Below are 13,972 nucleotides of genomic sequence, written 5' to 3'. Positions count from 1 at the left end.
CGGCTGTTCCCGCTCTACGAGCAGCTGCGGCTGTTCCCTGCTGCGTACTCTCCGTGCTCGTGGGCTGTGGCGCCCGTGGTGCTCGTGGCGTCGTTGCGCGAACGCGGATCCTCCAGCTCGCTCCTGGTGTACGGGCTGGAGATCCCGCGCCTGTGAGTGCCCGCCCGGTGGTGCTCGTGTTGTGCCGTCGGTGCTTCCGCTGGGCTGTGCCCGCCCGACGCGGCTACAGGTGCGGCAGGATGGCCGGCATCAGGTCCTGGAAAGTGCGGCCGTTGGCCGGCGTGCCCAGGGCGGTCATCTGCCAGCCCGAGCCGGCGCGGTGCACCTTCGCCATGATCTGCGCCGTGTACGCGCCGCCGCCGTCGAGCGTGTAGCGAGCGAGCTCTTGGCCGTTGGTCTCGTCGACCAGCCGGCAGAACGCGTTCTGCACCTCCTGGAACGTCTGGCCGGTGAACGAGTTCACCGTGAAGACGATCTGGTCGATGTGGACCGGGATGCGCTGCAGGTCGACGAGGATCGCCTCGTCGTCCCCGCCCTGGCCCACACCGCCGACGAGGTTGTCACCGGTGTGCCGCACAGAGCCGTCGTCGCTGACGAGATGGCGGAAGAACACGACGTCGACCGGCTGCTTGTCCGCGAACAGCACGGCCGAGGCGTCGAGGTCGACCTCCCGGGTGCGCGAACCGAACAGTCCGCGCCTCGGGGCCGCCTGCCAGCCGAGTCCCATACGCACCGCGGTCAGGGTGCCCCCGTCGTTCTTCTGCAGACTGATGGCCTGACCCTTGGTCATGTTGACCGTCACGTGCTGTCCCCTCTCGAACTCTCCCCTGAACCGCAGCCAGTGCGGTTGCTCAGCACCCTATGCACGGCCACTGACAGTGCCGCCCGGCGGGCGGCACTTTGTGTCGGTCTTGCAACACATCGGAGTTCGCAGCCAGACCCCGGGGATCCTTGGTACCCCGGGAATCCGTCGTCAGGCCAGGCCCGCCTCCTTCATCTGGCGCAGCTCCTTCTTCATCTCCGCCACCTCGTCGCGCAGCCGCGCCGCGATCTCGAACTGCAGATCGGCGGCAGCGGCACGCATCCGCTCGGTCAACTCCTCGATCTGACCGGCGAGTTCGGCCGCCGGCCGGTCGGTGGGCACGGCCTCCTTCACCTTGCCCTTGGCCGACTTGGCCGGTTTGGCAGGCTTGGCGCCCTTGCCGGCCGCGGCCGCCGCACCGCCGCGCGAGGGCACCGGCACCTTGCCGCCCTTGCCGTCCTTCGCCTGGCGGTATCCCGTACCCAGAAGCTGCTCGGTGTCGATCTCCTCGCGTGCGATGGTCGCCACGATGTCGTTGATCTTCTTGCGGAGCGGTTGCGGATCGATGCCGTTCGCCTTGTTGTACGCGACCTGCTTCTCCCGGCGGCGATTGGTCTCCTCGATGGCCTTCTCCATCGCCGGGGTGATCTTGTCGGCGTACATATGGACCTGGCCGGAGACGTTGCGCGCCGCGCGGCCGATGGTCTGGATCAGCGAAGTGCCCGAGCGCAGGAAGCCCTCCTTGTCGGCGTCGAGGATCGACACCAGGGAGACCTCGGGCAGGTCGAGGCCCTCACGCAGCAGGTTGATGCCCACCAGCACGTCGAACTCGCCGGACCGCAGCTCGCGAAGGAGCTCGACGCGACGCAGGGTGTCGACGTCGCTGTGCAGATAGCGGACCTGAATGCCCAGTTCCAGGAAGTAGTCCGTGAGGTCCTCGGCCATCTTCTTGGTGAGCGTGGTGACCAGGACACGCTCGTCCTTCTCGGTGCGCTTGCGGATCTCGTGCACCAGGTCGTCGATCTGCCCGTGCGTGGGCTTGACCACGACCTCCGGGTCGACGAGGCCGGTGGGGCGGATGATCTGCTCCACGTACCCGTCGGCGCGGGAAAGCTCGTACTTGCCGGGGGTCGCCGAGAGGTACACGGTCTGCCCGATGCGCTCCTGGAACTCCTCCCACTTCAACGGGCGGTTGTCGAGGGCGGACGGCAGCCGGAAGCCGTGCTCGACGAGGGTGCGCTTGCGGGATGCGTCGCCCTCGTACATGGCGCCGATCTGCGGGACCGTGTTGTGCGACTCGTCGATGACCAGCAGGAAGTCGTCAGGGAAGTAGTCCAGGAGGGTGTTGGGCGGGGAGCCGGGCTCGCGGTCGTCGAAGTGCATCGAGTAGTTCTCGACGCCGGAGCAGGAGCCGATCTGGCGGAGCATCTCCAGGTCGTAGGTGGTGCGCATGCGCAGCCGCTGGGCCTCCAGGAGCTTGCCCTGCTTCTCCAGTTCGGCGAGGCGCTCCTCGAGCTCCTTCTCGATGCCGTTGACGGCCTTCTCCATGCGCTCCGGGCCGGCCACATAGTGGGAGGCCGGGAAGACATAGAGCTGCTCGTCGTCGCTCATGACCTCGCCCGTGAGCGGATGCAGCGTGGACAGGGCTTCGATCTCGTCGCCGAACATCTCGATGCGGACGGCCAGTTCCTCATAGACCGGGAAGATCTCGATGGTGTCGCCGCGGACCCGGAAGGTGCCCCGGGTGAACGCCATGTCGTTGCGCGTGTACTGGATGTCGACGAAGCGGCGCAGCAGATCATCCCGGTCGATCTCCTCGCCGACCTTGAGGGGGACCATGCGGTCCACGTACTCCTGTGGGGTGCCGAGGCCGTAGATACAGGAGACGGAGGCGACCACGACGACGTCGCGGCGGGTCAGCAGCGAGTTCGTCGCGGAGTGGCGCAGGCGCTCGACCTCCTCGTTGATCGAGGAGTCCTTCTCGATGTAGGTGTCGGACTGCGGGACGTATGCCTCGGGCTGGTAGTAGTCGTAGTACGAGACGAAGTACTCGACGGCGTTGTTGGGCAGCAGCTCGCGGAACTCGTTCGCCAGCTGGGCGGCCAGCGTCTTGTTCGGCGCCATCACGAGCGTGGGGCGCTGGAGCTTCTCGATCATCCACGCGGTGGTGGCCGACTTGCCGGTGCCGGTCGCGCCGAGCAGGACGACGTCCTTCTCACCTGCGGTGATGCGCCGCTCCAGCTCGGCGATGGCCGCCGGCTGGTCGCCGCTGGGCTGGTAGGGGCTGACGACCTCGAAGGGCGCCACCGTGCGTTCGATCTTGGATACGGGCCGCATGGAGTCCACCGTACGACCCCCCACTGACAACGGGGGCCGGCCAGCGGGTTTGTGCAGGTCAGCGCGTGGTCACCAGCTCTGCGGGGTGCGGGGGTCGCCGGAGCGCGGCGGACGGTGGCCGGCGCGCACGGGCGAGCGGGTCGTGGGGAGCGGTGCGCCGGCGGTGCCCTGCCAGGCAGGCCTGCCCGCCACCAGCAGCGGGTCGAGCATCACCACCGCGCCGGCTACGACGAGGATGACAAGTGGGCCGATCATCATGGGCGCGAGCACCTCGGCGGACGAGTGGTCGACCGGAGATCCGGTCGAACCGTGCAACTGCACACGGAGGGCCGCCATGCCCGTGTAGTGCATGCCGCTGACCGCGAGGCCCATGACGAGGCTCGCGCCCAGGCTCCACCGGAACCCCCTGACCTGGCCGGCGGCCCACAGGGACGCGGTGGCGGCCGCCATGGCGATCACCACGGAGACGGCGACCATAAGGGTGTTGTACTCCAGCTCCCCGGGCAGACGCATTCCGGCCATTCCCAGGTAGTGCATCGAGGCGACGCCCAGCCCCGTGATGGTGCCCCCGGTGAAGAGGGCCGCTCCCTTGGCGCCCCGGTAGCCCACGATGAAGATTCCGATGCCGACCATGACGACCGCGATGCCCAGGCTTGCGAAGGTCGTGGGCTTGTCGTAGTGGATCGGAACCCCTTTGACGGTGAATCCCATCATCGCGACGAAGTGCATGGTCCAGATTCCGGCCCCGATCGCCGCCGAGCCGAGTGCGAGCCAGCCCGGCCGCCAGGACGGCGTGCGGAGCGCTCTCGTCGTGCACCGCAGGCCGAGCGCGCCGCCAAGACAGGCCATCACATACGCCACCACCGGGGTGACGAGTCCATAGCTGAATCCGTCGACCGTGCCCTGCATGTGCAACCCTTCCACCCTTTGTGCCCTGCGATCTCTGTGGGCCCCTGCCCCATGGTCGCCTGAGCGGGCGTACTCGAGGCAGAGTATGGCCCGCCCGGAACGGGTGAGCGATTTTCCTGCAAAGAATTGGTAGCCATCGCGCGCGGGCGGGGCGCACAACCGGCGGAGGGCACCTCTGTTCAGCGGCTGGCCATCCGACACCTGTCTTCCGTTGCTCCTCTGCTGTCACGCTCGAGCAGTCCGTGATCTCACACCGTGATCCGACGAATGCGAGGAGCACACGTGTACGCACGCCCTGCCGCAGCCACCACCGCCGCGCTTCTGGGAGTCAGCGCACTCATCCTCCCCACAGCCTCAGCTCACGCCGCCGAGCACGACGAACCGCTGGTCATAGCCCACCGCGGCGCCTCCGCCTACGCCCCGGAGAACACTTTGGCAGCCGTCGACCGGGCGGCCGACATGGGGTTCCGCTGGGTCGAGAACGACGTCCAGCGCACCAAGGACGGCGAGCTGGTGGTGATCCACGACGACAATCTGAAGCGGACGACGAACGTCGAGGAGGTCTTCCCCGACCGCGCCCCGTGGAAGGTCGCGGACTTCACCACGGCAGAGATCGCCCGCCTCGACGCGGGCAGCTGGTTCGGCCCCGAGTACGCCGGCGCGCGCGTGCCGACGCTGAAGCAGTACATGAACCGCGTCTCGCACAACCACCAGAAGCTCGTCCTGGAGATCAAGAAGCCGGAGCTGTACCCAGGCATCGAGCAGCAGACACTGCGCGTGCTGCGCAACGAGGGCTGGCTCGACCGCACCCACGTCAGCAGCAAGCTCGTCATCCAGAGCTTCAGCGCGCAGAGCGTGCAGACGGTGCATGCTCTGCGGCCCGACATCAAGACGGGCTTCCTCGGCACACCGGCGACCGCGGACCTGCCGAAGTACGCCGAGTTCGCCGACCAGATCAATGCGACGCATACGTCGATCTCCGCCGACTACGTGTCCGCGATCCACGCCCTCAAGGGACCGCACGGCAAGCCGCTGGAGATCTTCACCTGGACCGTCGACACCGCCGCGAACACACGGCGGGCCGCGGGCTTCGGCGTGGACGGCATCATCACGAACACTCCTGACGTCGTGCGCAGGGCCGTGGCCGAGGACTGAGGTCTGGCCCCCTGCTCATCGCCATGCGACGGGCCGGCGGGGCTCCGGTGGTGCGGGCGGGCGGGGTGGCGTCCGCACCCGGGGGCATCGGCCGTGCCGGGTCGTTGTCAGTGCCGGGTCGTACGGTGGTCCGCATGAACAGCCATGGGCAGGACGGGCAGCAGAACGGGCGATCCGGGCAGCGGGTCGTGTGGACCGTCGTCGGCACCGACATCGGGCCGCTGCTGCTGGCCGCGACCGAGGACGGCCTGGTCAACGTCGTGTTCCACGCCTCGGACACGGTGCGTGACAAAGCCGTCGAACGGCTCGCGGAGCGTCTGGGCACCGAACCGGCCGAGGCACCCGACTCGCCGCTGCTGGCCGAGCCCATACGTCAGCTCGCCGCGTACTTCGCCGGTGAGCTGCACGATTTCGAGCTGCCGCTGGACTGGGCCCTGATCTCCGGCTTCAACCGCCAGGTCCTGCGCGAACTGGCGGCAGCCGTTCCGTACGGCACGGTCGTGGGCTATGGCGACCTGGCGGCCCGCGTCGGCCAGCCCCGCGCGGCACAGGCGGTCGGGGCGGCCATGGGCGCCAATCCCCTGCCGGTCGTCGTGCCGTGCCACCGGGTGGTGGAGAGCGACGGCGGCATCGGTGGGTTCGGCGGCGGTCTGGAGACCAAGCGGCACCTCCTCGCACTCGAAGGGGTGCTGCCGCAGCCGCTGTTCTGAGCCCGGTGGGATGACCGGGTACGTCGGCGGCTGCGGAGGGCCCCTCCCGATCCGCCCGCTGTCCCGATCCGACCGCTGGGTCGGATGTCAGTGCGGGCTGACACACTGCGTCGGTGACCTCTTCCACGTCCCCCGTGCCCCAGCCGGCTGCGTACGCCCGGTGGCTGCCGGTCCGGCAGCGGCTGCCGCTGGCCGCGCTACCTATCGGCGGTGTCTCCGTGGCCGCACCCGCCTCAGGGAGAGACCAGGGGTGTGCGCGATGAGCGCGACCGAGCCGCGCCCCGCCGCCGCGTCCGTCGCACCGCACGCGATGGCCGCCCTGCGCCGCCGTATATCCGTCGTGCTCATAGCCAGTCAGATACTCGGCGGGCTGGGCGTGGCCACCGGTATCGCCCTGGCCGCCGTGCTGGCCCAGCAGGTCAGCGGCACCGAGGCACTGGCCGGGCTCGCGCCCACGGCGACCGTCGCGGGCACGGCGCTGCTGTCGGTGCCGCTGGCGGCGCTGATGACCGCCCGCGGCCGTCGGCCCGGTCTGGTGCTGGCTTATCTGATCGGCGCGCTGGGCGCGGGGGTCGTCGTCGTGGCCGCGGTCGTGGGGAGTTTTCCGCTCCTCCTGGTGGGCATGGCCGGGTTCGGTGCGGCCTCGTCAGCGAATCTGCAGGCACGGTTCGCGGCCGCGGATCTGGCGGAGCCCCAACGGCGGGCCCGAGCCATTGCGAACGTCGTGTGGGCGACGACCATCGGGGCGGTTCTGGGCCCGAACATCGCTGCACCTGCGGGCGCCAGCGCCACAGGGCTTGGCATACCCGCCACCGCGGGACCCTTCCTCTGGGCCGCGGGCGTTTTCCTGGTCGCGGCAGTCCTGGTGCTGGTTCTGCTGCGTCCCGACCCGTTGCTGACCGCCCGCGCCCTCTCGCCCGCCGATGAGCAGTCCGCCGAAGGCCGCTCCATCCGGGCGGGCGTCGCCGCGGTCCGCGCCTCGCCACGCGCTCGGCTCGCGCTGGCGACGGTCGCCGTGTCGCACACCGCGATGGTCGCCATCATGTCGATGACCCCGGTCGACCTCGGCCATCACGGCGCGAGCATCGACCTCATCGGTCTGGTGATCAGTGTGCACATCGCGGGGATGTACGCGTTCTCGCCGGTGATGGGGCGGCTCTCGGACCGATTCGGCCGACTCTCCGTGATCGGACTGTCCGTCGGACTGCTGGCGTGCGCGGCGCTGCTCGCGGGCACGGCCGACGGCAGCCATGGGCAGAGCGCCGCGGGCCTGTTTCTGCTGGGACTGGGCTGGTCGGCGGGGCTGGTCTCCGGTTCCGCGCTGCTCACCGACTCTGTCGCGGGGCCCGCGCGGGCCGCTGCACAGGGCCTTTCAGACCTGACCATGAACACCGCGGCGGGCCTCGGCGGCGCGGCGGCCGGTCTCGTGGTGGCGCAGGCGGGCTATGGCTGGCTCAACCTGATAGCCGCCGGCCTGCTGCTGCCGCTCGCCGCGCTCGCCCTGTTCACACGCGCTCGCTGAGCGGTCCACTCGCCAAGCGGTACAAGGTGCAGGACGGTGCACGACCGCACCGGTCGCCCCCAGGCGCTGGATCACCCTTTCACCGGCCAGAGCGCCGTCGTGCTTCCGCACGCCCGGACTGGAACCCACCCCATGGGGAAGGCGGTTGGTGAACGCACTCGGTGTGGGAAGGCGGGGCGGGGGCGGAAGCCTGACGCTGCCTACTCGCCGTATGCAGAGGGACTCACCCGTATTCAGAGGGAGTCGTGGAGGCATGGAGATCTCCGGAATCATCAGCGCGATAGTGATCGGCATCGTCATCGGCGCCCTGGGGCGCCTCGTGCTTCCTGGTCGGCAGCGGATCGGCATCCTGTTGACGCTTCTGGTGGGCATCGTTGCCGCGCTGCTCGGCTCTGCGATCGCTGCCGGAATCGGAGTGGCCGACACCGCTGGTGTCGACTGGGCCGAGTGGCTGATCCAGATCGGCCTGGCGGCGCTGGGCGTCGCGCTGCTCGACCGGGGACGCGTTCGCCGCTGAGGACGCGTTCGCCGCTGACGCCATACGGCGGCCCAAGGCGGCCGACGGTCCAGCGGCCCACGCCCCGGCGGCCCGCCACCCCCGACGTCACACGGTGCCGCGCTCGCTGTGCACGCCGTCAGGCCTCACGCCTCGCCCCGCGTCACGCCGGTTCGTAGTGCCGGGCCTCGAAGATGTTGCCGTCCGGGTCACGGAAGTAGAAACTGCGCCGGGCGTTTCCGCGGGCGCCGAACGCGTCGTAGGAGAACTCCGAAACGGGCGTGTTGCGCTCCTCCAGCCGGGCGTGCAGAGCGTCGAAGTCCTCTCCCGGCAGGGAGATGCAGACATGGTTCACGGGGTGCCCGGCGCTGTCGGCCGCGCCGGGGACTACGTCCATCCGCTCGGCCAGGGACAGCGGCGCGAGGTCGAAGATGGTCTCCTCGTTGAGCCTCACGGAGGGAAAGGAGACCTTCCCCTCGGCGAATTCCGTCAGTCGCAGCGGCGTCAGCCCCACCACCTTCTCGTAGAACTCCGCCGACGCGAGCGGGTCGCTCACCCACAGGACGACATGGTCGAGGCGCATGGTGTCTCTCATACCCCCAGGCTGCTGCGGTCTCCTGCGCCGCACAAGGGTTTGACCGGGCGCCTCAGCTGCCAGGGATGAGGGGAGACCGACAGTCAGGAGGCAGGCGCGTGCTGGTGGTGTCGGAGGAAGTTCGGGAGGCGGTCGCGGCACGGCGACCGGTCGTGGCGCTGGAGTCCACGATCATCGCGCACGGGCTGCCCCGCCCGCGCAATCTGCAGGTGGCGCTGGAACTCGAGGCGGTCGTACGCACGGAGGGCGCCGTTCCCGCAACGATCGCCGTGCTGGGCGGGCGGCCCCATGTGGGTCTGGACAAGGAGCAGCTGGAGCGGGTCGCCAACGAGGAGGGGATCCGCAAACTGGGGCACCGGGATCTCGCCCTCGCGGTCGCCGCGGGCGCGAGCGGAGCGACGACAGTGTCGGCGACGGCGATGCTCGCCGCGCGCGCGGGAGTACGGGTGTTCGCGACGGGCGGGCTCGGCGGGGTGCACCGCGAGTGGACGGTCACGCAGGACGAGTCGGCCGACCTGGGGCTGCTGGCGCGCACCCGCATCACGGTGGTCTGCGCGGGTGTGAAGTCGATCCTGGATGTGGCCGCGACGCTCCAGCGCCTGGAGACGCTGGGGGTAGCGGTGGCCGGGTACGGCACGGGGCGCTTCCCCGGCTTCTACCTGTCCGACTCGGGACATCCCGTCGAATGGACGCTGAACTCGCCCGGCGAGGTCGCGGACGTCATGCGCGCCCAGGACGCGCTCGGTGGCCCGGAGTCGGCGCTGATCGTCGCCAACCCCGTGCCCGAGGCCGAGCAACTCGATCCCGCCCTGCACGCGCGCGTGCTCGCCGACGCACTGCGGGCCTGCGACGAGCAGCACATCACGGGGCAGGCGGTCACACCGTTCCTGCTGGACTATCTGGTGCGGCACACCGACGGGGCCTCGCTGCGCGCCAATCTCGCGGCCGTGCGCGGCAACGTACGGCTGGCGGCACGCATCGCGACGGCCTGGTCCCCGGCGTGACCGAGACCGATCACGACGCGTCCCGCGCAACCGCGACCGATCACCATGCATCCGCCGTGACGCTGACGCGCACAGGCACCTGTGCTCTGGGGGCGCAAGGGACGTCGGAGGCGCCGACTGCAACCGGGAAGCAGAGCGTGCCGAAGACGCCGAGCGCGCCGGGTGCGCTGCTGGTCGTCGGCGACGTCATCACAGACGTCGTCGCCCGGCACCGCGCGCCACTGGCTCCGGGCACGGACACGGCGGCCACGGTACGGACGCTGCCGGGCGGTGCGGGCGCCAACGTCGCCTGCTGGGCGGCCCATTGCGGCTGCGCGGACGTACGCCTGCTGGGACGTGTGGGTGCCGAATCCGCTGCGTGGCACGAGCAGGCCCTGACCGCCTCGGGGGTACGCCCCCGCCTCGTCGTCGATCCGGAGGCGCCGACGGGGACGGTGATCTGCCTGGTCGACGCCGGCGCATCGGCGGAGCGCACCTTCCTCACGGACAGCGGAGCGTCCCTGCGGCTCTCCCCCGCCGACTGGTCGCCGTCACTGCTGGACGGCGTCGCACGGCTGCATCTGTCCGGCTACCTGTGCTTCTCAGAGCCGAGCCGCGCCGTGGTGAGGACCGCTGTTGCGTCGGCACGCGCGCGTGGGGTGCCGGTGAGCATGGACCCCGCCTCGACCGGCTTCCTTGAAGGGCTGGGCGCGGACCGCTTTCTGGAACTGGCCGAGGGCATCGACGCGCTGCTGCCCAGCGGCGACGAGGCGCGGTGGCTGACGGGCCTGCCGGACGACGTCGACGCGGCGGCCGAGCTGAGCCGCCGTTTCCCCCTGGTCGTGGTCAAGCGGGGCGCCGAAGGCGCAGTGGTGGCGCGCGCGGGAGCGGTGCGGGCGCGGATTCCCGCAGTGACCGCCACGGCACGGGATACCACGGGCGCCGGCGACGCCTTCACCGGCGCCTTCCTCACAGCCCTGCTCAGGGGCGCTGAGGCGGAGGCCGCGGCCATCGAGGGGTGCCGCGCGGGGGCACAGGCGGTGCAACTGGTGGGCGCCAGGCCGGAAACGGCGCCTGCGCAGGCGCCGTCTGCGGACTCAGCGGCTCGGGACGCATCGGCTCCATCAGCTCCATCGACTCCAGAGGCCTTTGCCCGGAAGGGATCCGCCCAGGAAGGATCCGCGCAGGAAGGATCCGCGCAGGAAGGATCCGCGCAGGAAGGAACCGCTCAGGAGGGATCCGCATGGGGGCAAGGCTCCGTGCTCGGGCGGTAGACACCGCCCGGCCGCCTGCCCCCGTCGGGAATCGCCTTCCCCCGTCGGGAATCGCCAGCCCCGGTGCGCTGCGGTTCCAGCGCCCAGAAGGGGCGCGGGGCTGTGCGGCACTCCCAGCGGAGCGCTTAGCGTCCCGCGACTTACGCCTTGCGTCCCCAGGCGGAGATCATCGGTGCGGAGGCGAGGTCCAACTCGCCGGCGGCCACGTTCATGAGGTGTCGGTCGATCTCCTCGTCGGTGGCGAGTCCCGCGGCCACGAGATGGGCGCGCACCTCCTGGACAGTGGCGGTCTCCAGTTCGGCGCAAGCCGGCGAGGCGAGCGGGAAGTGGACGTCCGCCTCCACCTGGCGCAGCCCGGCCTCACGCATGAGCCGGGGCAGCGTGCGGCCGTACGAGAGGTCGGCGCCGCGCTCGGCGAGCAGCGCACGGAATGCCTTGCGAAGCCGGTTCGCCAGCTCCTGGGCGGGGCCGTGCTCGTCAGGGCAGAGAAGGGGCTGCAAGGCGGGGTCGGTGTCCTCGACGAGCAGGTGTCCGCCGGGCCGCAGGGCCTTCACCATGGACTGCAGCGCCCGTGCAGGGTCCGGCACATGGACGAGGACGTGCCGGGCGTGCACGAGGTCGAAGCTCTCGGCGGGCGACGGCTCGGTCCCCACGTCGTGGCGGCGCACCTCGACGGGCGGGCGGGCGACCGTTGCCGCCCGGGAGGTGTCGGTGTCGGTCACGAGGACCCGCCCGGTCGGCCCGACCTTCTTGGCGAGCCAGGTCAGCACAGACGTGCCGTAGGCACCGACCTCCCAGCATCGTCGGCCGGGGCCGATGCCGAGCCGTTCGAGGTGGCGGAACGTCGTGGGGTCGAAGAGCGCCGCCAGGGCGTCGAATCGCCGCCCTGCCCCGATCTCCCCGGTCGGGTTCTGCGCCTGCTTCTGCGTCTGCGTCTGCTTCTGTGACTGGCTGCTGTCGAGGAGATGACCGTCAGTTCGCATCATGCCGCGATCATTCCAGTTTACCTGGTTCACCCCATGCAGTTGAGGGGCGAACCGAAGCGGATTACTCCGTTCCCACAGGCCGTCACGGCATGTGGCGCATCCTGGCAGACTGGCTCGCCAAGTCATCGAGTCCAGCGCAAGGAGCTCCGCATGTCGATGGCAGGGAACCTGTGGAAAGTGGGCAGTCTCCGCAAGGTCGGCGGTCTCCGGAAGGTGGCGCGCCTGACGCGGCGAAGGCCGCGTGTCGATCTGAGTCACCCCGCCCGCTCGCCCTTGGGCTCCGCGGTGGTGAACTGCGTGACGTACCGGGACGGCGTCCGCCAACCGGGAGGTCGCGACCTGGTCGAGGCGGTGGAGCTGGTCCGCAAGACCAACGAGGGCTTTGTGTGGCTTGGCCTGCACGAGCCCACGGAACGGGAGTTCGCGGGGATAGCGGAGCTGTTCGACCTGCACCCGCTGGCAGTCGAGGATGCGATCGACGCCCACCAGCGCCCGAAGGTCGAGCGATACGGCGACACGCTCTTCGCCGTGTTCAAGACCGTCTGCTACGTGGATCACGCCGAGCTGACCGCGACCAGCGAGGTGGTGGACACCGGCGAGATCATGGTCTTCGTCGGCCGGGACTTCGTCATCACGGTCCGTCATGGGAGGCACGGCTCACTGGGACCGGTGCGCGAAGGACTCGAGGCGGCCCCTGAGCAGCTGACCAAGGGCCCGGCCGCGGTGCTGCACGCGATCGCCGACCATGTGGTGGACGACTATCTGGCGTGCACGGACGCGGTGCAGGCCGACATCGACCAGGTCGAGACGGACGTGTTCACCGAGACGGGGGCCCGTGCCGATCCCGGACGCATCTATCAGCTCAAGCGTGAACTGCTCGAGCTGAAGCGAGCCGTGGTCCCCCTCAGCCGACCGGTCCAGGTGCTCGCCACGGAGCCCCTGCGGGTGGTGGACCCGGAGATACAGGCGTACTTCCGGGATGTCTCCGACCATCTACTGCGGGCCACGGAGCAGATAGCCGCCTTCGACGAGCTGCTCAACTCGATCCTGCAGGCACACCTCGCACAGGTGACGGTGGCTCAGAACGAGGACATGCGGAAGATCACGGCCTGGGCGGCGATGATCGCGGTGCCGACGATGGTCTGCGGCGTGTACGGCATGAACTTCGACTACATGCCGGAGCTCCACTGGCGGTTCGGCTACCCGGGCGTCCTGACCGTGACCGCCGTGGTCTGTCTCGTCCTGCACCGCGGCTTCCGGCGGAGCGGCTGGCTGTGAGACGGCGGACGGCCGGCCAGAGTTGCCCCGCCGCGATGCCGCCGCCGCACGGGGGCGGCGCCGGCTCCGTGCGGCATGCCTTCGGGGAGTGAGTATTCGGCGAGTGTTGATGGGTATCAGGAGATCTTGACCAGCAGACGACCGCCTCAGCCGTTCCAGGCCGGATGCCGTGGGTCGTCCGCTCGTACGAGTACGTCGGCCGCCGAGCCCGGATCCACCTCGGACTCGTACCGCTCGAAGGCCGGCAGCATCCAGTGCTCGTTCTCGGGCGTGCGCCGCCGGAGCGCGCCCGTCGACAGCCGCACGTGAACGGTCAGGTCGAAGGGGAACCAACGTCCCAGGAGGAGGGGGCCGTGCAGCAACAGTATGCCGCCGGGCGGGAGTTGGACGTAGGCGCTGCGTGTCGCCCGGTCGGCAGCCGCGTCCCAGAGGTCCGGCAGCACACGACCGGTGCCACCGGGATCGAGAGGCCCGAAGACCTCTCGCCACAGCGCGCCGGTGTCGAACCAGCCGTCGTAGTACGTGTCCACGTCCTCCCGCCCGTACTCGAACCGCAGCGACGCGGGCCGCAGAAATCCTTCGGTGCCCACGACGAGCACAGCGCGGCCCCGGGCGCGCAGGATCTCGGCGACCCGCTGGGCAAGGTCGCCGGGACGTGCGGCCGGTGCCCCGTCGAAGGCGATCCGTGGCCAGGAGCTCCCGTCGTGGGGCTCCAGATCGAGCAGCCGGTCGGCAAGCGAGTCGCCGAGCCGTTCCCAGGTGATCGCTTCGAGTCGCACGTGCTCCATCATGCCGCGACCCCGGCCACGGCCGGTCGGGCAGTCGGGCCTCCACCAGCGGACCGTGGCAGCTCCTTCAACCGCGGCAGGTCCGTCGACCGCGGCTCGCCCGTCGATCACGGCAGGCCCGTCGACCGTGGCAGGTC

The 13,972-nt window shown here is 70.1% G+C and carries 12 protein-coding genes and 1 pseudogene; 7 read left to right on the top strand and 6 right to left on the bottom strand.

Annotated features, from left to right (window positions below):
* Window positions 1–223: 223 nt before the first annotated feature.
* From STSP_RS02750 to STSP_RS02740, 3 genes are all read right to left on the bottom strand, one after another.
* On the bottom strand, window positions 224–802 hold the full coding sequence (locus STSP_RS02750) for a TerD family protein (RefSeq protein WP_067271446.1): 579 nt from the start codon (window positions 800–802) through the stop codon (window positions 224–226).
* 171 nt (window positions 803–973) lie between these two features.
* Complete coding sequence (uvrB, locus tag STSP_RS02745; protein WP_067271443.1) at window positions 974–3,139, bottom strand: excinuclease ABC subunit UvrB; 2,166 nt, start codon at window positions 3,137–3,139, stop codon at window positions 974–976.
* Between the two features lie 69 nt (window positions 3,140–3,208).
* Window positions 3,209–4,048: an MHYT domain-containing protein gene (locus tag STSP_RS02740; RefSeq protein ID WP_067271442.1), complete on the bottom strand. Its 840-nt coding sequence runs from the start codon at window positions 4,046–4,048 to the stop codon at window positions 3,209–3,211.
* Between the two features lie 282 nt (window positions 4,049–4,330).
* Between STSP_RS02740 and STSP_RS02735 the strand changes: the two genes are divergently transcribed.
* The 4 genes from STSP_RS02735 to STSP_RS02720 all read left to right on the top strand — a co-directional run bounded on the left by STSP_RS02735 (window position 4,331) and on the right by STSP_RS02720 (window position 7,952).
* Window positions 4,331–5,203: a glycerophosphodiester phosphodiesterase gene (locus STSP_RS02735; RefSeq protein WP_067271440.1), complete on the top strand. Its 873-nt coding sequence runs from the start codon at window positions 4,331–4,333 to the stop codon at window positions 5,201–5,203.
* Between the two features lie 134 nt (window positions 5,204–5,337).
* Window positions 5,338–5,913: a methylated-DNA--[protein]-cysteine S-methyltransferase gene (locus tag STSP_RS02730; RefSeq protein WP_067271439.1), complete on the top strand. Its 576-nt coding sequence runs from the start codon at window positions 5,338–5,340 to the stop codon at window positions 5,911–5,913.
* A gap of 259 nt (window positions 5,914–6,172) precedes the next feature.
* Window positions 6,173–7,435, top strand: coding sequence for an MFS transporter (locus STSP_RS02725; RefSeq protein WP_067271437.1), 1,263 nt, complete (start codon window positions 6,173–6,175; stop codon window positions 7,433–7,435).
* 253 nt (window positions 7,436–7,688) lie between these two features.
* Entirely contained in the window at window positions 7,689–7,952 is a 264-nt protein-coding gene (locus tag STSP_RS02720) for a GlsB/YeaQ/YmgE family stress response membrane protein (protein ID WP_067271436.1), read from the top strand.
* Window positions 7,953–8,094: 142 nt separating this feature from the next.
* On the opposite strand, the gene STSP_RS02715 is transcribed toward STSP_RS02720, so the two are convergent.
* Window positions 8,095–8,526 (bottom strand): VOC family protein, encoded by a 432-nt coding sequence (locus STSP_RS02715; protein WP_067271434.1) that lies wholly within the window; start codon window positions 8,524–8,526, stop codon window positions 8,095–8,097.
* Window positions 8,527–8,624: 98 nt separating this feature from the next.
* Here STSP_RS02715 and STSP_RS02710 point away from each other — a divergent pair, with 98 nt between their 5' ends.
* Window positions 8,625–9,530 carry a pseudouridine-5'-phosphate glycosidase gene (locus tag STSP_RS02710; protein ID WP_067271431.1) on the top strand — a complete coding sequence of 302 codons (906 nt, stop codon included), beginning with the start codon at window positions 8,625–8,627 and terminating at the stop codon, window positions 9,528–9,530.
* A 137-nt stretch (window positions 9,531–9,667) separates the two neighbouring features.
* Window positions 9,668–10,573: pseudogene (locus tag STSP_RS02705) on the top strand (carbohydrate kinase family protein); the annotation flags it as partial.
* A 350-nt stretch (window positions 10,574–10,923) separates the two neighbouring features.
* Here the strand turns inward: STSP_RS02705 and STSP_RS02700 are convergent.
* Complete coding sequence (locus tag STSP_RS02700) at window positions 10,924–11,769, bottom strand: methyltransferase domain-containing protein (RefSeq protein ID WP_078066839.1); 846 nt, start codon at window positions 11,767–11,769, stop codon at window positions 10,924–10,926.
* A gap of 150 nt (window positions 11,770–11,919) precedes the next feature.
* Between STSP_RS02700 and STSP_RS02695 the strand changes: the two genes are divergently transcribed.
* A complete protein-coding gene (locus STSP_RS02695; protein ID WP_067271430.1) occupies window positions 11,920–13,047 on the top strand; it encodes a magnesium and cobalt transport protein CorA in 1,128 nt (375 codons plus the stop codon).
* 146 nt (window positions 13,048–13,193) lie between these two features.
* Here STSP_RS02695 and STSP_RS02690 read toward each other — a convergent pair whose 3' ends face one another.
* Window positions 13,194–13,835, bottom strand: coding sequence for a nucleoside/nucleotide kinase family protein (locus tag STSP_RS02690; RefSeq protein WP_067271618.1), 642 nt, complete (start codon window positions 13,833–13,835; stop codon window positions 13,194–13,196).
* Between the last annotated feature and the right edge of the window lie 137 nt (window positions 13,836–13,972).

This window comes from Streptomyces jeddahensis (assembly GCF_001642995.1).
Classification (GTDB): Bacteria; Actinomycetota; Actinomycetes; order Streptomycetales; family Streptomycetaceae; genus Streptomyces; species Streptomyces jeddahensis.
Note: the sequence above shows the minus strand (reverse complement) of the source record. Positions and strands in the feature narration are given on the sequence as shown.